We start from the raw sequence: 23,805 nt of genomic DNA, 5'->3' as shown, positions 1-23,805 counted from the left end.
TTCATTCTCGCATAGGTAGAAAAGTAGAAATATCTACCTTATATGAGAGAGAAACCTTGATTTGACGCTGTTTACAGACCCAATTGGTTGCTTTACCTTAAGAAATAGAGACATGTATAGTTCTTATTTGTTTTTATATCTTAAGGGAAGAGGGATGAAATTATGCTGAAGGATCTTCATAAAGTTTTTGCTACCATTTTGCATGAAAGCGTCTACCAGTATAAAATGACTGGTTCTGCTAAACCTCTTCCTGTACTGATGGAAGCTCGTAAAAGAGACTGTATAAACAAAAAAGGGGCAATCTGCCTGGTTGAATCCAAAGAGCACTTATCGACACCAGATGGTGTCAGAGGCTATATTGTCACTTCCATGGAAACCCTCTTGGAGGATTCTTTTCGCATTTCTCACTGGAATCCCAATGTAGCAAACTACTTAAGGTATTCTGATGAAAAAAGACGGCACGTCAAGGGACATGATGAGCGGAACCTGCAACAGATCAACACCTTCGTTGTTGACATCGACTCTAAAAAGCAGCCCTATACGGAGATCCTGACAGCAGCGCTTGACCACAGCATCGGCATTCCCACATTGGTTCTGGAGACACCGAAAGGCTTCCAGGCCTATTTTGTGCTGGAGAAACCGCTGTTCATCAGCAACCAAAATGAGTACCGCGGGCTGAAAGTGGCCAAACGCATTTCAGAGAACATCAAACGCAGCTTGGCGGAGGTCTTGCAAGGGGTGGACATTTCCTGCAACGACTTCGGCTTTTTCCGCATGCCTCAAACAGACAACATCCGCTGGTTCTCCGAGGAGATGGTCTATGATTTCGGCAGCCTGATCGCTTGGTCTAAACGCGAGGACGATAACCGGGGCCGCGGTCTCTTTGTGGTGCCCGGAAAAGAAGCGCCACAGGATCCGACGCAGACGGAATGGTTCCGGGAACTGCTGGGGACCCGTTACGTCAAAGGAGGAGAAGGGCAGATCGGCCGGGACAACCTGATGTACACGCTTGCCTTGGCCTGCTTCAGCGCGGGGAAAGGGAGCGAGGAAACCTTGGATCTGCTCGATGAATACAACTCTGGCTTGCAGACTCCGATGCGCCATACCGAAGTGGAGAAAATCGTGCGAAGCGCTTATAAGGGACGCTTCAAGGGCGCTCATCAGGCCTACATCCGTGAACTGCTGGAAAGCTGGACCGAGAAGAAGGACCTCATCATCGAAAATCCGTTGGGCGGCTGGTACAAATTCAAGAAGGAACGGAAAGACCGGAAGCGGAGCCATTACGACGAATGGGAAGAGGACCTGCTTGCCTTTATCCAACAAGCGACCAGTCCGGAGCAGCCGGTGAAGTGGTCCACGCAGAAGGCGATCTGTGAAGAGCTCGGCATGGCCAAAAGCACTTTCAACGAAGTGATCCGGAAATCCAACCGGATTCTTATCAAGCGAAAAGGAAAAGGCTGTAAAGCGCAGACCGGATTGACTTCAGTGGCTGTGCTTTTTCAGGGTGCCTTGGCATACAGCCAAACCCACCGGGCGGCCTACTACCAGGCAATCCAGCTCATGACAGCGGAATCGGAGAATCAGGCCGCGCTCAACGAGCTCGGCAACCTACTCGACCTGCACACTTTTAAGACCCATCACCAACGAACAAATGGGAAAATTTTCAATTCTTCCTAATGGTCCAGTCTGCCAATACATATCTGAATACATGCTCTCGTTTTCTCTTTGACATCTATTCTGTTTATCCATCAATCCCTTTCTTTTACTTTGGAGACATAAAAAAACATCCAATCAGGAGAAAGGATGCTTAAGAATGCCTATTTATCTTCATTTTCGTTATAAGGACCAAACCGTTCATACATTTTGTTGAGCTGCTGTTCTTGGAAATCCTCTTTGAAGGCGCGAAGGAATACTTCAGTTGGATCGACTTCAAGGATGTTGCAATAGTGGATAATCCAGCCGAGTGAATAATTCTGTTTTCCTCGTTCGACCAGTGAAACGGTAGCCGCATTTAATTGATAATTTTTTTCGATTTCTTGTAAGGTCATCTTTTTTTCGTTGCGGATGGATTTCATGGCGTTACCGATTTTCCGATATAGGTCTTCTTGATTTTTGGGGGTCATATGTAAAGGTCCTTTCAAATTATCAGTACCTGTTTTTTAAAGTTAATGCTATACTGAATCCAATAATTTTTAGATATATATAAAAAAATCTCTACAAACTCTGTTAATGGTAGTTTGGCGACCGTCCATAACAGAGTTTCCACGTAGAGAAATTTCAAGGGAATAATTGTTAGCCTGATTATAGCATAAAATCGGCAAACATGAACAGATGAAAGCGGGAAATCTCAGGTTTCATCTGCGTTTATGCTCCTTTGGGATTTCTCTTTAGAGTTTAAGAAAATTCGGAAGGGGAGCTATGTATGACGAAAAAGTACAACGTACAGGAAGAGGCGGCAGAGCGATTCTTCCGGCTGCCGAAAGTGTTTTTCACGAATGAACGCTACAAGAAACTCAGCAATGATGCCAAAATTGCCTTCGCAATCCTGCAGGACCGGCTGGAGCTGTCCATCCGGAACCGCTGGTTTGATGAAGAGGGAAATATCTTTTTCCTTTATGGTAATCAGCAACTCGCGGAGATTCTGAACTGCAGCAAACCGACGGTCATCAAGATCAAAAAAGAACTTCATGCAGCGGAATTGCTGGAGGAGAAGCGGATGGGTCTTTCGCAGTCGAATCGACTTTATTTATTGAAACCGGTAGCCGATCCATCGGACGTGGAAGAGTGGATGGAGCCTGTAACGAAGGCTGAAACCCTTGCGCCCCAACAGAAGTTAAAATCTTTTACTTCAAGAAATCAAAAACCTTTACTTCAAGAAGTTAAAAGCTTTAACACGAATGATACTGAACTTAACAAAACTGATTTTAATGAAACTGAAGATAAGATCAATCAGGAGATCAGCAAACTCAAACTGCCGGATGTACTGATGCAGGTCCTCTTGAAAAACAAAAAGCGATTGATGGATGACCAGATTCAAGTGGAGGATATTGCGAATCATTACCATGCGCATCAGAACTTGCTGAACCTGTACCAGTATGCGGACGCTCTTCAATATTCACTGGAACGGACACCCGGGCGCATCAAAAGCATCACCGCGCGCCTGACAAAAGCGGTGGAAGACAAGAAAAAATGGCTGACGAGCCAAGAAAGGCCGGTTACGGCTCCTGTGAGAGAAGAACTAGTCCCGGAATGGCTGCATCAAGCAGAGGATGAAATGATTGAACAACGGAATAAAGAAGCGTTGGAGGCCGAAAAGGCTGAATTGCTAAGGAGGTTGGAGATGCGGAAGTCACTCTGACTTCCTTTTTTTATGTATAAATAAAAAAAGGAAGAAAAAATAGTCTGAATTCGAGGTTTACTCCTCTGGTAGTTAAGTCACAATCCTTTAGAATATACAGTTTATCGCTCGTTAAAAAAAGTAAATAATGCCCATTATTTTTTGCCTGATAGATATTGCCGAAAATATGGCAACTATAGTACGGTTGAGTCAAACGAAAAGAAGGGGGTAAGGAATATGTTCGAGCGGATAAATGGATTTCTTAATACAGTTTTCAACGATATGCAGTCCACATTCATCACCATTTTCATGATTGGCCTCTTGATTTGTGCCATCGGTGTATGGGCAGGAGATGAGCAATCGTCACCTAAGTTCAAGAACGGTATAAAACTCAGTGTGCTTGGTGTCGCATTGTTCCTGCTTGCAAAGCCGGTCATCGATTACATCCAAGTAAACTTGTAAGACAGAACGAGAAAGTATGTGATAACGATGCGTTCAGATTCCTATACCGAACGCCAGGAGCGTTTGCGTGAGCGCGGGAAGGTGGAACTTCCGCTCAATATCGATACGAAAAAATACTTGTACGGCAATATCTCTTTCCAGGATGTCTTCATTGTTTCGCCATTCCTGGTGCTTGGAACCATCATCTCTTATGTTCTGTACAAAGCAGGGCATCTCAATCAGCAATTGTTATTGATCTCCTTTATCCCGGCGATGATTGTCACGGTTTTCCAGTTGAATAAGCATCCCATCCGGAAAAATCTATCACTGCTGCAGTACAAAGTGATTTGGAAGCTTCGGGCGAAGCAGCGGAAAAAGGATTTTCATTACGCGAAAGGGGCGTTGCCCATGAGCCGGAAAGAGGGCGATACCCGGACGGAGCTGGGACTGGCCAATATTGCGAACGGCTGCCTGGAATCTACTGATCGCAAGCTGATCAAGGTTTTGGAAGTATCTTCAGTGAATCTGTCGTTGATGAACGACCTGGCCAAAGAAAACGTACTCTCCGCCTATCAATCCTTCATCAATGATACTGGGGAGAAACAGATTCAGCTGATGCAGGTAGCCCAGCCCATCAACCTCACCAATTACCTGATGTGGTTCAACGAACAGGTGGATCAGAATTCGTCCTATGCGAAGCGGGTTCTGAAGCAGGGCTATTCCAACCAAATTGAACGGATCCAGAAATCGAAGAACATGGTGACCCGGAAACGGTACCTGGTGATTTCCAAGCCGATGACGAGTTCACCGAAAGATTACATGAAGCTGGAGACCACGGCGAATATCCTAAAAGCGAAACTCGAACAGATGCTGTCAGGCTATGAAAAACTGGATGTGAAAATCCTGGAGAACGATGAACTGCTGAAGTTCTACTACGCCTGCATTGATTTCGAGAACGCCCAGGCGCAAGGCGAAAACATTGTGTACAAGACCAATGCAAAGCTCGATGTGGTGGTCGGGAAAAATACGGCCAAAGCATTGGTCGACCAATACAAGACATTGCTTAATGACCGATTTGAATAAGGAGGTGGCGCCATGCAATGGGTGAGCAGCCTGTTCCGTGCCAAACCGAAAGAGGAACCGACATTTGAAGAGACGGTTTTCAGCATGAATGAAACCTTGCTGACGGCGATTGCTCCGGATAACCTGACGGAATACGATTCATCGGTGCGCATCGGGGCCAACTACACCCGTACGCTCTTGATTGTCGACTATGATCCAATTCAGGATCAGAACAAAATCCAACAGATTACCGAGCTTCCGGAGAACGTCTCCATCGTAAACTACCTGCAGGAATACAACATCGGAGAGGTCCGGTCGCAGCTTGTCAAAAGCATCAAGCAAAACCGCATGAAGATGAACACCCGGTTTGCCGACGAGCAGACCATCATTGATTCGGAAGGCCAGATTGAAAGTGCGTCGGAGATGCTGCGGAACCTCTCTTACAGAAACGATAAGATTTTCCTGTTTCATACCTTGATTCACCTTGTGGCAAGTTCGCAGGAGGAACTGGACCAATTGACGACGACGGTCAAAAGCAAATTCTCGAAAATCGGCATCATCCATAACCCGACCGACCGGGCGGTGGATGCGTTCCGTTCGTTCCTGCCGCTCAACCAGAACAAGGTCGAGGAACTGACCTACAAGATGACCAACTCGGAAGCGATTTCGTACTTCTTTCCGTTCCATGAAAACGAGATGTTCTCCCAGACCGGATTGATCAAAGGCCGCAACATGACGACCGGCAATGTGGTCATCGTCGATGATACGACCTTGCTCAACCGGCATGAGTTCGTCATCGGAATCTCCGGAATCGGAAAATCGACTTACCTGTTTGCCAACATGACAAATAAGCACATGCTGGGCCGAAAAATTATCACGGTCGACCCAAAAGGGGAATTCGGCAGGAATTACGCCGACCTTGGCGGTGCCTGGGTCAAATTCCAGCTGAAAGGCGGAAACCGAATCAACCCGATGGACCTTCCGAAAATCAGTGAGAAGGTGCAGCGGGAAGAAGCGGAGCTTGGCAATATCTTGCTGACGAAAATCTCCAATCTGTTGGTCATGTTTAAGCTGATGTACAACTCGATGAACGATTTGCAGGAGGATATCCTGAGCCGGTACATCCAGAAAGTGTATAAGGAAAAAGGGATAGATGAGACGACCGATGTCAATGTGCTGACGGCAGCCGATTATCCGGTTCTGGAGGATTTGTACCGGATGATTGAACGGGACAAGGAGGAAGATCCTCCTTTATACGAGCGCATACGCGATTTTCATACAACCCTGGAAACGTATGTGTACGGCATCTATTCGGAGCTCTTTAACGGAGCCACAAACGTCAATGTCGACAATGATCTGGTCTGTTATGACCTGAAAGAGATGAGCAACAACGAAAAGATCCAGCGGATCCTGTTTTACAACATCCTGTCGCACACCACTTACGAAATTATGAGCGGTGACCGGGAGCCGAGCGAAATCTTCATTGATGAAACCCACGTCATTGCCGACCCGAAAGTGCCGAAAGCGATGGAGTTCATCTTTTTCATGATGAAGGTGCTCCGGTCCTTCAACTGCGGCATCACGACGGCTTCACAGTCCGTGGAAGATTTCCTGTCCGCGCGTGATGAGAACCGGAACTACGGGAAGGCCATCATCACCCAGTCGGTCCAACGGCTTTACTTGCCAATGAGCGAGGAAGAATTGAAGTACCTGGAAGAGGAGCTGGGCAATACGTTTTCGAAAGAGGAACGGTCCACGTTGATTTTAAAGGACGGGAAGAAAAAAGAGCAGGCCGGGAAAGGCATCTTCTACACCGGTTCGAAGAAAATCAAATTGGAAGTGCAGCTGAATGAAGTGACGTCAAAGCTGTGGTTTGAACAGAAGAGCATTAACGATATCACCATTTGAAAAGGGATGAGGACATGAATCCGAAAGAAGCAGCCAAAACGCTGGGATCCATATTGGTAACGAAACTCCTGTTTAGCCCTTTGGGGTTGATCGCGGTGGGAATCGCTATTCTCCTGATTGCCGTTCCGGTGTTCATGTCCATGACGAGCAAAAGTGAGGATTTCAATCTTGAGGATCCTGACAGCAACCTGGATTCCCTTTCCAGCTCTTCAGTAGGCGCCTACTGCGCGCCAAACGGAGAAATGAACCAAGACCTTTGGGACCAACAGTTTGCTTCTGCAGGGGTTTTCAGTGGGATGGGGGATGTGTTCCTGGAAGTGGCAGCCGAAAAAAATATCGACCCGGTGCTGATGGCCGCGATTGCCCTCCACGAGACGGGGCACGGCACTTCTTCTGCGGTGGTGGAAAAGAAGAATCCCGGAGGATTGATGGGCAAAAATGGGCTCATGGTCTTCGGCACGCTTGAAGAAGGCCTTGCTTCCATGGGCAAGACCCTCCATAACCGAATCATCAAGGATGGCCTCGTCACCATCGCCGATTTAGGTTCTGTATATGCACCGATAGGGGCTAGTAACGATCCGACGAATCTGAACAGCCATTGGGTTCCGAACGTGACAAAAGTTGTTAGCTCGTTAGGTGGATTAACGATGAACTGCACGACTTCGACCGGTGAATTCGCCAAACCGGTCCCGAACGTGGCGGTCAATTCGAATTTTGGTGTCCGGGTGCATCCGGTAACCGGCAAGATTTCGAATCATGAAGGTGTGGATCTGGAATGCACCCAGCCGGAATCGATTTATTCGGCAAAAGAAGGGCGCGTGGTCTTTGCGGCATATCCATCCGGTGTTTTGAACACGTATGGCAATGTAGTCGTCATCGAGCATGAAAATAAGCTGTTCAGCTTATACGCGCATCTCAGCAAGATTGATGTGAAGGTAGGTCAGGAAGTCAGCCAGCTCCAACCGGTTGGCCAGTGCGGCACAACGGGGCGTTCGACCGGCGATCACCTGCACTTAGAAATCCATACCGGCAATATATTTGGCAATCGGGTCAATCCGATGCCGTATCTGGAAAAAGGAGCTTGAGATTCAGGAAGGAGTGGTGAGGTGTGCAAAGGCTGGATCTTCGAATCATCCTGCTCGGGATGGCAGTTTTGATTTTGGCCATCATCAGTTTCAACTTGTATATGTCCTCAAGTGAAACTAAAGAAGAGAATGAAGAACTGAAAGAGGAAGTGGAACGGCTGCGAAGCGTTCAATCAATGGAACAGGCCATCTATACCCGGACCGAAGATTTCCTGCGGGCGACTCTCGAAGGTGGTTCGATTGATTTCTTCTCCAATGCCTTTAGGAAAGAAACGGAACAACAGCTGAAAGAGAGTGAGGATTTGCATGACGGCAGCCGAAGCCAAATGGAGAACTTTGAAATTTTTAATATTTCGGTCCGTCAGGAGAACGAGGCTTACCAGGTCTATGCCATCTACAAAGTTAACTTAACGGGAATAGATGGGGAATTTGAAAACCCGGGTCAGCAGCCGCTCTTGTATCTGACGTCGCGAATCAAATGGATTGAAGAAGAAGGGGAGTGGCGAGTGGATGCGCACGAACTGGAGACTCTCGCTTCCGGTGAAGAAGTCGAAGAGGCGATTTCAAACGGATAAAACGGAAGGGGCGTGCTGAGATGAAAGACCAACTGGATCGGATGGCTGCCTTTCAACAAGCCGTGCAGAAACGGATAGATGGATTGATTGATCGTTTATCCCGGAACGCGATTTCGCAGGAAGAACGGAAGTACGAATTGCTGTATGGCAAACCATTGAGTGAGCAAGAAAAGGTGGAAATTAAAAAAGGCGTGGTTCTCCGGATAGCCATGTTCCTGCTGGTGCCTTTACTTATCTTGGTTTTAACCCTGATGAATAGAGGGGTGATGTCATGAAGAGATGGATTAGCCTTTTAACCTTGATATTCATAGTAGTTTTATCGACGCCCATTCAAGTTTTTGGGGATGAGGGGGATTTTCTGAATGAGACTCTTAAAGAATATAGTGATACTGATAAAGTAACACCGCAGCAAGCTGAAAACGCTGAATCTTATATGAAAAATGTTTTGTATCTAGAAAAATACGATTATGAAACTAATCAATTTGACTGTAAATGGCACGAAATAGGATGTCATACAAACAGTTTTCTTTTCACTACAGTAAGTGGTTTCGTCTATGGTGCAATTGACAGCTTCAGTAAATTTCAATTCGACGCAAATTTTATTACAAAAAATCCTGTATATGAAGGTTATATGCTGAATTTCAAATCTCTTGCCTGGACAATTGCGGCCATCTTCATTCTTTGGCAGACACAAAAAATTATCATTTTGTATAGCGGGAATGGCGAAGAAGGAATGAATTCCCTTTATGATAAGTTAGTGGCTATCGTAACCGGAGGCGTTTTACTTGGTGTTTATGGGCAATTTTTTGACTGGATTCTCGAATTAATGCATCTTCTAACAGAAACAATGTTGACATCCCCAGTGACCCATTACGATATTATGCAAGTCATGGCAATAAACTCTGTAGGCTATGGATTGATACTGATGGTAGTGATTTCAGCAATATTGTTTGTGTTCTTTTTATCAGTTCTATATCGATCTGTACTCTTTGTCATTCTCTATATAACTGGAGTTCTTGCGATACCTACTATAGTTAATGATCAATATAACTTTTTTAACTTATGGTTGAAAATAGTAATAAGCAATATTTTAACTCTTACAATACAGCTTCTATGTTTTGTCCTTGGTATAAAAACTTTAGTTAGTTTAGAAAGTGGAAATATGATTATTGGAATGATTTTCTTTATTGTCGGTTTATCTATTCCAACTTTGCTTAACCAATTTGGAGCATCTACTGGGTCTGCGAAAGCCGTTGGTTCGTCAGTTAAATATGTAGCCCGATATGCTCGAAGATAATAGGAGTGATTAGATGAAGAGTTTTAAGTTAGTAGTTCTTATTTTAATGACTGGATTAATTTTGGTTGGATGTGGATCGGAAAAAAATAAAGGTTCAAATACAGAGGTGAATGAGAAAGAGGTATTTACAGAAGCTGATATTGAAAAGGTAGAAGAAATGACGAATTTTTTAAATGATAAAATGATTAATTTTGAAGCAGAAGTTAATATAGCGATTCAAAATAAAAGCATTGAAATAGGTAATAATGAGAAATTTTCTAGTGCTGTAAGAAAATTAGGCCAAGAAATTGTCATTGCTCCATTTTTAGAAAAATATCCTGGAAGTTTAATTGCTAAAGACTCTGATTCAATCCCAATAACTTTTGAATCTACTAGCAGTGAACCTTGTGGGTTTGGGAACTGTACTTATGACAAAATAAATATTTTGCAAATTGATTATAATTTAAATATGAATGAAGTTTATGTATCTAAAGAATTTGGTGACAGTCAATTAATATTTGATGATGTACAAATGAAATATAAAGAACAATCTGAGGAAGAACAAGAAAGTGCAACTATGAGTTTTGTTAAATCAGAGAATGGAAATTTAATCTTCTCAAGAAACCCTTTTTTGCATATAGAAACGATAGATTTTCCTGAATACGATAAAGAATTCGCTTCTATTGCAACCGATGTTCCTGAAAGTGAAGTAGAAGCTGAACAAGCCGAATATAAAAAGGAAGTGCAAGAAACACTAGCGAAGTTTCCGGAACTTCAATAATCCTTACGTGAAAGGAGTTTGTTGTAGATGGTGATCCGCACGATTGCAAATAAGGTCGGAACGATTGAGGTAAATGGCAATTCATTTTATTTTCTCCAACCGCTCTCTACCTTCCAGACAGATCAGATGGAACAGATCCAGCAAGCCTATGAACGGCGGTTGGCTTCCTTGCAGGAGGACACGCACTACTTAGCAGCAAAGAGCCTGACGTTCCAATCTGGCCAAGTTCAATTCGAATATGACTTGCGTGGGTTAAAAGCTTTTGATTATCTGAAAACCCTTTATTTCGAAGACAAGTTGCCATACTACTTGTCCTTGGTTCGTATTGCACAAAGAATGGATGTAACTGTACTTTGGCAAAAGGAAAATTTTATGGTGGATGAGGAAGAACAGGAGCTCAGAGCAGCTGTTCTGGAAAATGATGAATTGAAGCTTCAAAATTCGAAGAGTCGATTGGATGCCATCAAAGAATTAATTATCGTTTCACTGACCAGTTTGAATCAGGTTTTGGGACGGCCAAAAAGAAGTGACTTTTTCGAGCAGGATGAGGAAGTGATCCGTTTTGCTGAAATGGTTTACCTTCGTTTGACCACACTGGACGAATTGGAATCCTTTATTACGCAAGTACATGCCGAAATAATCGACCGGAAACGAATAGAAGAAGAGGGACGTCAATTGCTTGCTGCCAATAAAAAGCGTTTCTCACTAACAAACTTAAATTTTGCTAAGCTATTTAACGTTTCAGGTGAAAAAAAGAACCTTCGACCCCACATGGAAGTCCCTCAGAAGAAAAAGGTAGAAACAGCTCCTGTTTCTAAAGAGAACAACGTCCGCTTTTTGGCGGGAGTGGGTGGTATTTTGATTGTTGCTGTGCTCCTTAATGTGCTATTGACCAACGCAAATGAAAACGCTGAAGCCAAAGATGCTAATGATGAAGTATCAAAACAAGAAATAAACCTCGAAGAAACATATCGTCAAGGTCTTTTAGGGAATGAAGTCACGGTGATGGAGACGTTGGAAACGATTGGATATGATTCGCTGGAAAAGGAAGAACGAGAAGTACTAGAGGCACTGTATGTGAAAAACGAGGAATACAATAAAGCGCTGGAAAACAATCCCGAGCTAGCTGGTGAAATTGCTGCTAAACTAGTCAAGAGCAAGGACATTAAGAAATTAGAGGAGATTCGAAATTCCTTAGCTGAACCAAAACCTATAGTGGATTTCGAGCTGGCAGCGGCTACAAAAGATTGGCAAACGGTGATTGATCTGCGGAATCAAATTGAAATGACAGATGCGCAAATTGCTTCCGTTGTGACGGCTTTTATACAGACCGGTGATTTGCAGACGGCAAAGGGGTTTGTAGATGAAACAGCCGGTGGCAATGAAGAACTGCTGAATCGGGTACTTGAAGCGGAGAAAAAGCAGAATGAACTTGCTGCTTTGAAATTGGAAAGAGCAGAGAAGCAAAAAGTGATTGATACAGATACGGATAAGAAGAAAATAAAGGTAGCTCAAAATCGGATCAAAGAGATTGATAAGCGGATGGAAGTATTAATGAAAGAGATGAAAAACGGGTAAGGAGGCTGAAGTGTGCACACCAAAAGAATCAACAGTTTAGGGCGCATCGTCATTCCAAAAGAGATTCTGGAAATTTTTCAGTTAAATGAAGGAGATTCCGTAGACATCATGCACAATGAAAGCCAAATCATCATCGAGCCGCATAAAAAGCGATATGTATGTGCGGTGACTGGCAAGATTACAAGTGAAGCTATCCAGATAGGGGAGGCTTGGATCAGTAAAGAAGGTATGAAAAAGATCGTAGAGTATATGAGCATGGAATGAGGAGACAGTCAGGCTACACTCATCCTTGAAATGCACCGAAATTGTTAGGCACGACTTACAATGGGAGTGCATTTTTTTTGCATTTTTGTTAAGGTGGACGGCCAGCTCTAATAGTCGACCAGTGAAGGAGATTAACGTGGAAGGTTTTAGCGAAGCTAAGAAATCTGCCCGTATTTAGAGGATAAACAGACTGGGAGCGTGCACATTCCGGTGGCCAAAAGCAAAAAATCAAACACTTTGAAAGTGTGGAGCACTTTCTCCAGGAACTGGATGACTATCTGGTGTATTACAACCAGAAACGAATGAAGTCCAAATTAAAAAACATGAGCCCGGGGGAATACCGGACTCATATCGAGCAGGCTGCTTAAATTTTTGTCTAACTTTTTTGGGTCAGTTCATCCATTTGATTAATCTGTTTTCAGCTCATGTAATACTTATAAATTTTTTTCAAGGGACTTCTGTTCTTCTTTCGACAAATAGGCCATTGTGAATTTTCGAGTGGAAAAGTAGTTCCCTTATTCACTGTGCCACCTCTCCTTTTTTCTCTGGTATAGCAGTAAAAGAAAATTATCGGAAAAATAGTGTCTGAAGAAGCTGTTAGTGATAAATTAACCCCGAAAAACACTTAATACAATTTATAGGAAGATATCGTTCTTTTAATGAATTTGTTCCTTTCTAAATCAAATTTAAGACGATTATAATCCTCATACGCGGAAACTAAAAACATTATTCTTGTAAAAGAAAAAAAAAGAAATAAATAAATATACAGGTACATGAGTATATTAAAGTAAGTTCCTATTTCTATAGGAAGACCATATGCCCAATAGTAAAGTAGTGAAAGTTCTAATATTAGAATTAGAGACGCAATTGTTAATTCTTTATAATAGTATTTTTTTACTGATTCTTTTGCCGTTAACATGTTGTAAAAATAAAGCCATGACTTTTTTCTAACTGCAGAAAAAATCCAATACTCTGGTTTTTCCAATGTATAAATATTAAACATTTGATGATTCCAATAATCAGTTTCAATCAAAATGGAAAACCTGTCGAAAAAAGGCTCGATCTCTTTAAATGTTTTTTTTTGAAGTACCTGTTGTTTCATAGAAAGAAGATGATAGTGATGAGTGGGTACATGGGTAGTATTTATCTCTGAAAAACTAAACGTTTCAATAAACTTCTTTACTAATTCTTCCTTCTCTTCATTAGCTGTGTATAAATCCAATAACTTCAAGTATATAATCTTATTTGTGTTAAATATAACTTGTGCTTCTTGTTTAAAGGCAGATGAAAAAGTAAATGAACGGGACAAGAAGAATACAAGAATTGGCCCGATAGCAGCGATTATTTTTACAGTCAACTCCATTTCAAAACCCCTCCCAATTCTTTCTCAAAACAAAAGTAGACAAGGAAGTAGAAGACAAAAATCATGTGGACTGAAGCGTTCTATGTGTAGTCATCTAAGAATTCCTTTTAATCTAAATGAGGTTTCAATAATAAACCTGCTCTTTGGCAGCTGTCTTTTTACTTACAGGTTTTGTTTTCTTTATGTACTAAGCACGAAGCATTTGATGCAAACCATCTTTCAATTTGGAGCTAATCACTTCCAAAATATATGCCGGACTAATTGGAAGCAATCTCTCATGTTCACGTTCAACTTTTAATTACGAACCGACTTGGAAGATACTGCTAGTGAAAGTCTATCGTTTAATGATTTGCTTTTGAAGCCTAGTTCCTTAATAGTTTTCGGCCAAAAAAGGTTGCTCTTGCAAAAAAGTGACTTCTTTTTTGTGTTTTTTGCTTCCCAACTACCATCAGAGATAACAAAAAATAATTACTAGCTTGATAATAAAATTGACTAAGGATTGAGAATCATTTGATTGAATATAAGTTACAATAGCTGTAACCAAAAATACTGCATCTGTACCATTTAGGAATAAATATTGGGTAAGTTATTCATGTATAGATTTATTATATACAAATAAATAATACTTATAAAATTTTGATGATTGAAGTGGAATAATTGGAAAGATCAACAAGCAGGAACAAAAGGATTCTAATAAGTTAAGACAAACTAACCCTTCGTGGATAGATAGAATCCTATACAACTTTTCTATGTTAAATATTGCCGATTTATTGATTTGTAGGGAAAGATTTTAAAATCTCTAGAAGAGGAACTTATGGAGACTCATAATTTGATTTCTACAAGATGCAAATAAGAAGAGAAAATATTAAATGAAAATTTAGATAAAGGGATATATTCATGGAATGTTAAATTATGAAGATGAAAAATTCTTTAGATTGTTCAAAATGAAGAGTATATGAGTCCAATTCAACAGTTTTATCGTATAGTAAAGCCCCGAACTAAAAAATAGCTTCGGGGCTAGTTTTTTTACAGAATAGAACTAAAAAATACATGAAATTTTTAGTGTGTTTGGGTGAAACCACCAGTATATTTTATAGCGTTCGCTAAACAAGTAAATATAGAAAACGCAGTGCCTGATGTTTCTTCTCCACTATGAACTTACCTCTTCTCATGATGAATCCCTTTTTTTATCTCTCATCAAAGTGAAAGCAAGCACCCTTCTAATTGAATGGGCACTTGCGTAATTCATCGAATTACGTTCAGAACTTAATCTTCCCAAAGCTCATCTATCAGTTTTTCCACTTCTTTTCTTCGTTTTTCCGTTTCATCCTTCAAAATGGTCACCCGATTCCCGTCAATCTCGACAAAATCACCCGGCTCGGCAGTTTCAGGGAATAGACTTTTCTTGAAGTCCTGGGTCACCCCTTCGATTTCCACGACGGCCATGTCCCCTTCAAACCGGTCGATAATTCCTTTGATGGGCGTCATCATTATTTCACCGTCGCTACGGTAATCTTGGTACCCGTAGAAGTGAAGATGATGTTGCCCTTTTGGTCCGTCCGATACACAAGGGACTTATACGGCTTGTAGCGGTTTAATACTTCTGCAGTCGGGTGGCCGTAGGCGTTCTTGCCGACGCTGATGACGGCATACTTCGGCTTCACCAGCTTCAGGAAATCCACATTGGAGGAGGTCTTCGCCCCGTGGTGGCCGACTTTGATGACGTCTGCCAGGAGCGTTTGCTTCGCCTTGACCATATCCGATTCCGATGCCTTTTCCGCATCGCCGGTGAACAAAAATTTATTCTTGTTGTAGGTGACATGCAGGACTGCACTCCAGTTGTTTAAATCCGTTTTTCCATATTCCCGGACGGGCCCCACAAATTTCGCGGTCCCTGTTTTCAGTGGCAGTTTCACACCGGCTTTAGCCGTTTTGATCGTCAGCTTCTCGGCCTTCACGGCTTTCAGGAAGTTGGCATAGGCATCGGTCGTATGCGCCACTTTCGGGGCATAGACGGCTTCCACCTTGTAGGCTTTCAAGACTTCATCCAAACCACCCAAGTGGTCGGCATCCGGATGCGTGGCGATCATGATCTCGATGTCATCCACTTTCTGTTTTTTCAGGTAGGCGATCACTTCATCGCCCTGGCCTTGGCGTCCGCCATCAATCAGAATGTCTTCACCGCCCGGCATTTTGATGTAGGTGGCATCACCTTGCCCGACGTTGATGAAATGGACTTTCATCGTCGGTGTGGCAGCGGAGGTGGCAGGCACGGACACGAGTCCGGCCAATAGAAATAGGGATGTCAGCATGCTGAGGGTCTTCTTCAAGGGAACGCCTTCTTTCCTGTAAGTTATTTACATTCATCATAAGCGCTGACCGCTCGGACAGCAATACATTTTTTTCGAATTACTCGGGATTGTCCTTGGGGAATTAGTGGTATACAATGAGAACAAATGTTCTTATTCAAGCGAAGGAGTGGTCGACATGAAAATCAATCGAAAGATGAAACAGGTGGGCACCATCAAGGACCGGGGAAACATCAAGTGGCAGGGAATGTTCCTAACGGAACATGTGCAGTTGCTGCGGGAGTGGGCGGAGGAGGACAAGCGGATGCCGCAGCCGAAATTGGACGCTTATGACCTGCAGCTGATCCAGGAGGAGCTGGAGCTGGCCCTGAAACGCCGGTGCCACGTCATCATCCATACGTGGAAGGCGGGCAAAGTGACCCGGCACTACGGAACGATTGTGGAGATCGACCTCCAGACGCGCGTACTCACCTATGCCGATCCGTTCAAGGACCGGACGTTGCAAGTGGATGAAATTGTCTCGATCAATTTGGTCGATTAGTTTTCGCAGGGAGTAAATGTGCACAGAACTCACTTAAGGCATACGTCCATGCATAATATCATGGAACATCGGATTTCCCATCCATCGGCAACCTGGAGGACGAGACATCGATGCAGCAGGACCTGTTCGAGGTGCGGAAATGGAAGGAACGGACGCTAGGCGCGGCGAGACCACATCCGGAACTGGTACGGCGATTGTTAGAACTAAGTTGATGGGTAGGCATAGAAAAGAGTGCAACCTTTCTAAAGCAACACGAAAGATGTTCGGTTTTTTTGGAGTGAAACATGGACAAGGAGAATGGGAAATATGTTGAAACAATCACCTGATGGATGGAGTGGAAAAAGGGTTGAAGGAGCAGCATTCCTAAACGCCAAACAGGCCCCGAGTCCGCTAGAACAGAAAAATGAATCGATAACCTGCGAAAAACCCGGAGCATGTAATGGGAACCTATTGTGCAAGCCATTTTTGAAGAAAATTCTGAAGGGAGTAGGACTATGACAGAGAGGACTACATATAGAAGCCGTAGTGTTTGCGATATTAAACCTTTAAAATGATAAGCGGTAAAATGAAAAAAACTTACAAGGTTAACAGTGCAACTTTCTAAAAGCAGCTTTCGACAGACACTAAATCAGGTCGTGAAAATCACATTGACCTAGAATCTCATTTTCGCCCAGTTGAGTATATGTAAAATATTTTCGATATGTTTAAAAATTAATTTATATTATCTTCCAAAAGAGGATTTTTTTAATATAAAGAAGAATATAGTAAGAATCACCACGTTAGAAAGGACAAAAAGATGGCATACAAAATAAAAAAAGAAACTAGAGAAGGAAATATCTAAACCAAACCGTTAAAATCAACAGCTTAAAACTTTTCAACACAACATAACTTCAGATTAAATTAACCGAAAAGAGGAAAATGCGATGAAAATTATTAAGGTCTGTATAATGTTTTTTTTAATACTTATTCTCACAGCTTGCACCAATGAGAAAGAGGTAGAGGATACCGAAGAGGAAACGAAGATTCCTGAAACACAAATAATAGCAGAGCCGCCTTTTATCACCGGTCATATAGTCGATATAGATACGGACAAACAAGTTATCGTAATATCTGAGAACGTTACAAAAGAAGAAGCCATAACTAACGACATGGAAAGTTTTGGGCTTGATGTTGCTGCTTTTAACTTAAACAAAACTGAAATCGATAAAAAATTAGCAAAAGGAAATTTAGTAGCTGTTTGGAAAATAGGAGAAGGCCCTGAAAAATCAGGAGAAATTGCTGAAAGAATCGTTCTATTAGAAGAATAACAAAAATGGCTAAGCCGTTGATTTGAAAGGAATTTTTCAAATCAACGGCTTTTTCTATGATATATGATTAGTTGAGGCGATATAAAAAAGCCAGTGGACATCATCAACTTGGGAGTAGGTGAAATACCTCGAAAACTCGATGCAGTCCCAAAATCATTTTATGGTTTATTTTGGATAATATTAAAACGCCCATAATGAGCATAAAATGCAGGCATTAATGCTCATTATTTAAAATAAAACTGATAATTAATTATATTGATATTATTTACAATTTTTTTACATTTTTACAACACTTTAGTCTATAATAAGAGCTAGAGAGGTGCACACTCTAAAATTTTTAGGGGGAGGAACATGATGAGAAAAAGTATTTCTGTTCTAATTGTTTTGGGAGTTTTATTAATTTCTTTGTTATCTAATCCATCGAGCTCTTCGGCGGCAGTATGGGGAAAAGGACATAGTGACGCTATTCAATATGCTTTTGTTGGTGCCGGATGGGGCTCTGTGACTTATAATGTGTATACAACGGAAGATTGGGCTTGGAACCTTACGTACAAGAGGGCTATCTCTACTAAGAGACAGGTCGATGTAAGCTATAAGAAGGCTTGCCCTTATACATGCGAATTAAGATTTAGTAACAATTACTACAATAGTGGTGATGGATCACATATTACTGGACAAAGTAGTACGACGATGTCATCAGGGAGCTACTGGGCCAAATATAGTGATGGAAACGCCACAAATTATTCGAAAATAAGTTCGGCAGATATCAGTTCAGATATTAATTATTATCTTAATTTAAAAACCACTATGTCTATGTGGGTATATAAATCAGGTTGGGTTCATGGTGGCTCTAAGGCTCATTGGAGCTATATCAGATAAAAGGGGGTAAACAGATGAAATCTCGAAAAAAGAAGTTAGTTGGTCTGATCGCTTTAGGGTTTTTGAGTTTTGTTTTAATCAGCAACGTTTTTGATGCAAAAATTAACGTTAGTGCTGATTCGACTGAAATGGCTCCTAAGAAAACAGAAAAGAAAGTTGCTGAAGAAGTACAAAATGGGGGCAGAATTTTACTGGAACCGACGGAAGAAATGTGGAAAAATGCTATTAATATGGCAAACGGGCAAAAACAAAGCGACAATCAACTTCAAAAATGGATTATTAGAGGCATTATGGAAGAGTCGGTAGAAGGTAATACTGCTAATATGGGCGATGTAGTAAAAGCCGCTAAGAAAAAATATGCTTTTGAAACAGCTTGGTTGAAACTTGCCACTGAGCAATACAAAATTACTTACACTGATGCAGAAGTGGACGAGTGGATTAAAAATGGTCCCGATATGTACCCAGTACCTGCAATGGAAGCTCAAGCGAAAGCTTTAGGTCTTACTCTTGAAGAAATGAATCACTCGTACGATCGCGATTTCTATGTTAAATGGGTAATATGGGATAAATTACTTCCTGTCTTAGCTGAGAAGTACAATATTGACCTGGAAAATGTCGAGCTGTCTGCTGATGCTCCTTCTCCATTTAATGTGGTAGTAGAGAAATACGAACAAGAAGTAAACCAATATTTAAGTAAGAAGAAATAAATATTTTTTTCTAAATAGAGTAGAGTCAATTGTAAATTCCTAAATGAACGTAAGCGATTGGAAAGAAAATTTAGTTTTTTGAATCAGTGAATACAAGAAACCACAAGTGGTCTTATAAAAAAGATTACTTGTGGTTTCTTGTGTTTGCTTAATTTTTGGTACGTGTATTCGTTAAAACAATAAAGTATTATCGATAGAAAAAAATTTTAAATAAATCATCAAACGTATCGATTTTTGATGGGAAACATCACGTTTAACTGATCAAACGTGATGTTTGCCACACTAAAACGTGCAGTATGTTCGGTTGAAACATCCAAAACGGCTTTTTGTGCTCTTTCTCTGTATTCGGTAATCTATTAAAAACAACTGCAGCAAAGAAAGGGAGAACATTATGAAAAATAAAATGAAATTGCCAAAAGAGCTGGATGGAATGGTGTTAATCGAGACATTGATCAGTCCGATGCAACCGAATACCGGAGTGATTATTGCAGGGGAGAATTATAAAGAAACAGCTATCCAGCCGGTTGTGCGTGTTTACTTAATCACGATGGAAGATGAAGATTGGGTGATTGAGACGGAACTGCAGGCCTTTGCTTTTAGTGACCTCGAAGGTGCTAAAAAATTTGTTTATGATTTACCAGATCTGTCCGCCATTGATATTCTCATCCGTATGAGTGGGTATCAAAGCAATGGAGCTATCGCCCAATAAATTAATCCCTCTGTCAGCCGGCAGAGGGATTTTAAATTCTGTTTGTGAAGTCAAACCATCCCATAATTCCTTTTTAGTGGATTTGGACAGGAACTACCTGACCTATTCATTATAAAGGACTTTTTGTTTTGGTTTTTACTGGTTTTCGAAGATTTGATGAATTACCAACCTTCAAACGGAATTAATGCACATTAATGATATAAAAACAGGGAAGTAAAGAGGAATCCTTGGTGAATATGTAACAATTTACTAATAAATGATAATATAAAAAAAAGCCTCTTAGCTGGCTCGTATTAAAATGCATAGTGTTCTTAATTTTTCTAATGATCGATGTAATTATTATTTATAATGTGGTTTTTAAATGGGTGCTTTACTGGAACAAGGAGCAAAGCTCTTTCCTTCTTCAACTAACGCAACGATTGGAGGTGTACGATGGACTGTATCATTTGTGGGAAACAAGTAGTAAATGAAAACAATCGGTTGCAAAAGAAAGTGAAAGATTATTTGAAAACAACCAGCGAACTAGATGTAAAGCATCGGTGGATTAAACAATGGAAAATCTGTTATGACTGCAGTGAATCGTATACGAATGAAAATCTTGTAGGTAATTCTGAAGTTCTACAAAAAATAGAGGAACAGAAAAAGCGTAAGAAACAACTAGGAAAAGCATTACGTCATAAAAGAGAACAGGAGCCTTTAGGAGAATTACGAGCTTATTACATAGAGAAATATATTGATTATGCTACGTGTAAAGCAGAGCAAAAAGGTCAAAATATAGCGAAACCACCTCCCTTGATAAAGAGTCAACAATACGATGTCGCCTATATTGCATATGTGAAAAGTAATAAATCCACCGCTGTGTTGATTGTGCGGGATATGGTAAAGGATATAGACACAAAGGGAAAGTGGATTGATGTAAGGCATATGGAGAAGCGATTTTCGTCTCATTCTGATGAGGATTTTTCTTTTATCATTGTCGAATTATTTCCGAGAAAACAAAAACCAACTTATCCGAAGCAAATGGCAGAAGAGACGAATTCGGATTACAAAAATCGTATAGCGTATATCACGTGGCAAACCGCAACGGCTGACATACATGATCAGCGAACTCAAGGGATAAAAGGAGACGTATATATCGTGTTGCCTTGTCTTAAGAACGAACATGAGGGCACGTATGAGAAGCATTATATCGTATGGGATCATTTGCACCGTCACTTCAAGCGCGTTAGAGAAAGCAATCAATATGTAAATATTTTAAAGCCACCTATATGGGGATACGATATCGTTGCTGCAAAAAAAATAAATCACCAACAACTACGTTATATTGAGAAAAACTTGCATCAAATCATTGGCAAAACCCATAAAAAAAGTGCCGTTACGCTTTCCATATTCAGCCCGCAAAAGAAAAAAGGGACTGCATCAAAATTGAAAAGGGAGCTAAAAGGAGAAAGGGATAGGAAAAACTGATCCGCGACCCGTTTAATGGACAGTTTATAAAAAGGTATCCTGCAGCTAGGCTGCGATTAGATGACTTCGGTATTCTGCCGGAGTCATCTTTTTTTAGTTTCCGTAAATAATTTAAACATGGACAATAGAGGATTATCTATAACCAAAAGACTTTTATTTGAAAATCATTAGTTTTATTAGACAAATTTTTAAAAAATGTAGTATAATTAGAAAAAATGGAGAGTAGGTGGATTCGTGAATATTAGTCTTTCTGGGTTGTCGCTGAATTTTAAGAAGTCACTGGTCGAGTTGTTAGTACAAGTACATTCAGACTTAAAGAATGATTACTTAAAAAGTAATAATTTCCGTTCAGCAAATGGTGTTCACTTTTATAAATGGGATAAGTTGAATACTAGTTGTTTAAATGGCGAGGTAGAAGATGTTATTGCTTTTTTAAATAAAAGAAGCAGCTGGGAGTTTGTCACTTTATTCGAACCTATAAGTGGCACTATGATAACTTTAATGAATGAAAACAATCTTGAAAGAAGAGCTATCCAATTCGGAAAGACCAAGCAGCCTCACTATATCCACGCCTATTCAAACTTTAATCCAAGTATAAATGAAATGCCATCGGGGCATCCTATGAGTTATCAAAGAGAGTTACTGCCATTATCGGAGGATGAAGAATGGAATAGAAAAACTATAAAACTTCAAATGGAATTAGTAGGAGATCGATTCAATGAGGTAAAGCAACACGTCGTGGTCTCCTTCAAAAATCATCATGGAGCCGTAGCAAAGGTTACATGTATTAAATATAGTCAAGAGATGGTGGCGTTAGCTGAGGAAGATTGGTCAGAATTTATTAACTTACCATATCTTGATGAATCTGCTGAAAATGCTGAAAGTCCTGTTACACCTGATCAGCCTAAGAATGTAGTAGCTCTTAGTAAAAAGAATAATGTTATTAAATTAAGGGAAAAATATAAACCTAATAATTCTGATGAGGATTAATCTGAAATTCTCCAGCTATAATGGAGGTGAATTTAATGAATTTTAATGGAGAACGCTTGAAAGAAGCAAGAATATATCGTGGAATGACTATTAATCAACTATCTGAAAAATTAAACCTGACGAAACAAATGGTGTCTAAATATGAAAATGGATTAGCTAATCCTAATTTTGAAACTGTTGCAAAATTGATGATGATTTTAAACTTTCCTAAACAGTTTTTTTATGAGCGTGATTTTGTTCAGTTGAAAGTTGGAAATACTTTTTTTCGTTCACTTCTTTCTATTAGTAAAAGAGAGCAAGAAAGACAGCAATACCCTTTAAAAATTGTGAGTATGATGAAAATCTTGTTAGATGAGTATGTTGAGTTTCCAGAAATACAATTACCTTTGGATAAAATAGAAAGTGAAGGTTTTTATTCTCCTGAACAAGCTGCAACTTACTTGAGAGAATTTTGGGATTTAGGAGAAAATCCTATTCCGAATATGATAGAGCTACTAGAGAGTAAAGGTTTCATTATTAATGCATTTTCTTTTAAAAATGCGGGAATTGATGCTTTTGGCAGAAAACAAACAACCGTAATTAGAAAAAAGCAATTTGATAGCTATGTGATAAGTTTAAGTGATGATAGTAAGGTATCGGTACGTAGAAGATTTAATGCAGCACATGAATTAGCACATTTCTTATTGCATGATTTGATTGTAGACTCAGATGAACTAACCAAAGAACAGTACAAGAAAATGGAAGTAGAAGCACATGAATTTGCAGGTGCATTTCTCTTACCTCAAAAAGCATTTGTACATGACATTTTAGCCCATCCTACTGATTTAAATAATTATATTCATTTGAAAAGAAAGTGGAAGGTTTCTATTTCTGCTATGACAATGAGAGCTTACAAGTTAGGAGTCATTACATTACCTCAGTATCAACAGCTTCAAAGGAAGATAAGTTCAAATAATTGGCGTAAATTCGAACCATTAGATGACAAACTGTCTGTAGAAGAACCAACAGCCTTAAAACAAGCTATACAATTGTTAATTGAGCATAATGTTTTATCAGGCGCCCAGATAGCAAATTCTTTATCAAAGGATTATCATCTGTCTATGGAAGCAAATGAATTGGAACATGTCATAGGATTAAATCCTGGAACTTTAAAGCCTATTAAAGAAGGTAGCTTGGTATCACTCGATTTGAAATTAAAAAATTCGGGATTATAAAACATTATTATT

At 40.6% G+C, this 23,805-nt stretch carries 25 protein-coding genes; 21 read left to right on the top strand and 4 right to left on the bottom strand.

Going from position 1 to position 23,805, the window contains the following annotated elements; translation table 11 throughout:
• The first annotated feature begins 162 nt into the window (after nt 1–162).
• Complete coding sequence (locus tag ACSFXN_RS18455; protein ID WP_437151714.1) at nt 163–1,677, top strand: primase C-terminal domain-containing protein; 1,515 nt, start codon at nt 163–165, stop codon at nt 1,675–1,677.
• A 140-nt stretch (nt 1,678–1,817) separates the two neighbouring features.
• Here ACSFXN_RS18455 and ACSFXN_RS18450 read toward each other — a convergent pair whose 3' ends face one another.
• Complete coding sequence (locus tag ACSFXN_RS18450; RefSeq protein ID WP_437151712.1) at nt 1,818–2,123, bottom strand: helix-turn-helix domain-containing protein; 306 nt, start codon at nt 2,121–2,123, stop codon at nt 1,818–1,820.
• Between the two features lie 299 nt (nt 2,124–2,422).
• On the opposite strand from ACSFXN_RS18450, the gene ACSFXN_RS18445 reads away from it, so the two are divergent.
• The 12 genes from ACSFXN_RS18445 (at nt 2,423) to ACSFXN_RS18390 (ending at nt 12,675) form a co-directional block, all read left to right on the top strand.
• The gene (locus ACSFXN_RS18445) at nt 2,423–3,358 is read left to right on the top strand and encodes a replication initiator protein A (protein ID WP_437151710.1); all 936 of its coding nucleotides are present in this window, start codon (nt 2,423–2,425) and stop codon (nt 3,356–3,358) included.
• A gap of 216 nt (nt 3,359–3,574) precedes the next feature.
• Nucleotides 3,575–3,799, top strand: a complete 225-nt coding sequence (locus tag ACSFXN_RS18440; protein ID WP_437151708.1) for a hypothetical protein — start codon at nt 3,575–3,577, stop codon at nt 3,797–3,799.
• 27 nt (nt 3,800–3,826) lie between these two features.
• Nucleotides 3,827–4,861, top strand: a complete 1,035-nt coding sequence (locus ACSFXN_RS18435; RefSeq protein ID WP_437151725.1) for a TrsD — start codon at nt 3,827–3,829, stop codon at nt 4,859–4,861.
• A gap of 12 nt (nt 4,862–4,873) precedes the next feature.
• Entirely contained in the window at nt 4,874–6,748 is a 1,875-nt protein-coding gene (locus ACSFXN_RS18430; protein ID WP_437151706.1) for a VirB4 family type IV secretion system protein, read from the top strand.
• Nucleotides 6,745–7,833, top strand: a complete 1,089-nt coding sequence (locus ACSFXN_RS18425; RefSeq protein WP_437151704.1) for a peptidoglycan DD-metalloendopeptidase family protein — start codon at nt 6,745–6,747, stop codon at nt 7,831–7,833. Before ACSFXN_RS18430 ends, ACSFXN_RS18425 begins: the two co-directional genes overlap by 4 nt.
• A 23-nt stretch (nt 7,834–7,856) precedes the next feature.
• On the top strand, nt 7,857–8,408 hold the full coding sequence (locus tag ACSFXN_RS18420; protein ID WP_437151702.1) for a hypothetical protein: 552 nt from the start codon (nt 7,857–7,859) through the stop codon (nt 8,406–8,408).
• Between the two features lie 20 nt (nt 8,409–8,428).
• Nucleotides 8,429–8,683: a hypothetical protein gene (locus tag ACSFXN_RS18415; protein ID WP_437151701.1), complete on the top strand. Its 255-nt coding sequence runs from the start codon at nt 8,429–8,431 to the stop codon at nt 8,681–8,683.
• On the top strand, nt 8,680–9,705 hold the full coding sequence (locus ACSFXN_RS18410) for a conjugal transfer protein TrbL family protein (protein WP_437151699.1): 1,026 nt from the start codon (nt 8,680–8,682) through the stop codon (nt 9,703–9,705). The genes ACSFXN_RS18415 and ACSFXN_RS18410 overlap by 4 nt, the downstream gene beginning before the upstream one ends.
• A gap of 13 nt (nt 9,706–9,718) precedes the next feature.
• Entirely contained in the window at nt 9,719–10,465 is a 747-nt protein-coding gene (locus ACSFXN_RS18405) for a hypothetical protein (protein ID WP_437151698.1), read from the top strand.
• 27 nt (nt 10,466–10,492) lie between these two features.
• Entirely contained in the window at nt 10,493–12,043 is a 1,551-nt protein-coding gene (locus tag ACSFXN_RS18400; RefSeq protein WP_437151697.1) for a hypothetical protein, read from the top strand.
• Between the two features lie 12 nt (nt 12,044–12,055).
• A complete protein-coding gene (locus tag ACSFXN_RS18395) occupies nt 12,056–12,307 on the top strand; it encodes an AbrB/MazE/SpoVT family DNA-binding domain-containing protein (protein ID WP_437151696.1) in 252 nt (83 codons plus the stop codon).
• 227 nt (nt 12,308–12,534) lie between these two features.
• Entirely contained in the window at nt 12,535–12,675 is a 141-nt protein-coding gene (locus ACSFXN_RS18390; protein WP_437151723.1) for an IS3 family transposase, read from the top strand.
• A 257-nt stretch (nt 12,676–12,932) separates the two neighbouring features.
• On the opposite strand, the gene ACSFXN_RS18385 is transcribed toward ACSFXN_RS18390, so the two are convergent.
• From ACSFXN_RS18385 to ACSFXN_RS18375, 3 genes are all read right to left on the bottom strand, one after another.
• Nucleotides 12,933–13,670: a hypothetical protein gene (locus tag ACSFXN_RS18385; protein WP_437151695.1), complete on the bottom strand. Its 738-nt coding sequence runs from the start codon at nt 13,668–13,670 to the stop codon at nt 12,933–12,935.
• A 1,266-nt stretch (nt 13,671–14,936) separates the two neighbouring features.
• Nucleotides 14,937–15,158 (bottom strand): DUF3006 domain-containing protein, encoded by a 222-nt coding sequence (locus ACSFXN_RS18380; RefSeq protein WP_437151693.1) that lies wholly within the window; start codon nt 15,156–15,158, stop codon nt 14,937–14,939.
• 2 nt (nt 15,159–15,160) lie between these two features.
• Nucleotides 15,161–15,982 (bottom strand): ComEC/Rec2 family competence protein, encoded by an 822-nt coding sequence (locus ACSFXN_RS18375; RefSeq protein WP_437151721.1) that lies wholly within the window; start codon nt 15,980–15,982, stop codon nt 15,161–15,163.
• A gap of 175 nt (nt 15,983–16,157) precedes the next feature.
• Here ACSFXN_RS18375 and ACSFXN_RS18370 point away from each other — a divergent pair, with 175 nt between their 5' ends.
• The 8 genes from ACSFXN_RS18370 (at nt 16,158) to ACSFXN_RS18335 (ending at nt 23,793) form a co-directional block, all read left to right on the top strand.
• Nucleotides 16,158–16,520 (top strand): YolD-like family protein, encoded by a 363-nt coding sequence (locus ACSFXN_RS18370; RefSeq protein ID WP_437151691.1) that lies wholly within the window; start codon nt 16,158–16,160, stop codon nt 16,518–16,520.
• Between the two features lie 923 nt (nt 16,521–17,443).
• The gene (locus tag ACSFXN_RS18365) at nt 17,444–17,827 is read left to right on the top strand and encodes a hypothetical protein (protein WP_437151689.1); all 384 of its coding nucleotides are present in this window, start codon (nt 17,444–17,446) and stop codon (nt 17,825–17,827) included.
• A gap of 354 nt (nt 17,828–18,181) precedes the next feature.
• Nucleotides 18,182–18,706 (top strand): hypothetical protein, encoded by a 525-nt coding sequence (locus ACSFXN_RS18360; RefSeq protein ID WP_437151688.1) that lies wholly within the window; start codon nt 18,182–18,184, stop codon nt 18,704–18,706.
• A 14-nt stretch (nt 18,707–18,720) separates the two neighbouring features.
• A complete protein-coding gene (locus tag ACSFXN_RS18355) occupies nt 18,721–19,413 on the top strand; it encodes a hypothetical protein (RefSeq protein ID WP_437151686.1) in 693 nt (230 codons plus the stop codon).
• Nucleotides 19,414–19,804: 391 nt separating this feature from the next.
• The gene (locus ACSFXN_RS18350; RefSeq protein WP_437151685.1) at nt 19,805–20,122 is read left to right on the top strand and encodes a hypothetical protein; all 318 of its coding nucleotides are present in this window, start codon (nt 19,805–19,807) and stop codon (nt 20,120–20,122) included.
• Nucleotides 20,123–20,554: 432 nt separating this feature from the next.
• Nucleotides 20,555–21,589 carry a hypothetical protein gene (locus ACSFXN_RS18345; protein ID WP_437151683.1) on the top strand — a complete coding sequence of 345 codons (1,035 nt, stop codon included), beginning with the start codon at nt 20,555–20,557 and terminating at the stop codon, nt 21,587–21,589.
• Between the two features lie 234 nt (nt 21,590–21,823).
• Nucleotides 21,824–22,579 carry a DUF5986 family protein gene (locus tag ACSFXN_RS18340; RefSeq protein WP_437151681.1) on the top strand — a complete coding sequence of 252 codons (756 nt, stop codon included), beginning with the start codon at nt 21,824–21,826 and terminating at the stop codon, nt 22,577–22,579.
• 35 nt (nt 22,580–22,614) lie between these two features.
• Nucleotides 22,615–23,793: a helix-turn-helix domain-containing protein gene (locus ACSFXN_RS18335; protein WP_437151679.1), complete on the top strand. Its 1,179-nt coding sequence runs from the start codon at nt 22,615–22,617 to the stop codon at nt 23,791–23,793.
• The last annotated feature ends 12 nt before the right edge of the window (nt 23,794–23,805 follow it).

The sequence above is a fragment of the Planococcus sp. 1R117A genome (assembly GCF_051417975.1).
In the GTDB taxonomy this organism is placed as follows: Bacteria; Bacillota; Bacilli; order Bacillales_A; family Planococcaceae; genus Planococcus; species Planococcus shenhongbingii.
Note: the sequence above shows the minus strand (reverse complement) of the source record. Positions and strands in the feature narration are given on the sequence as shown.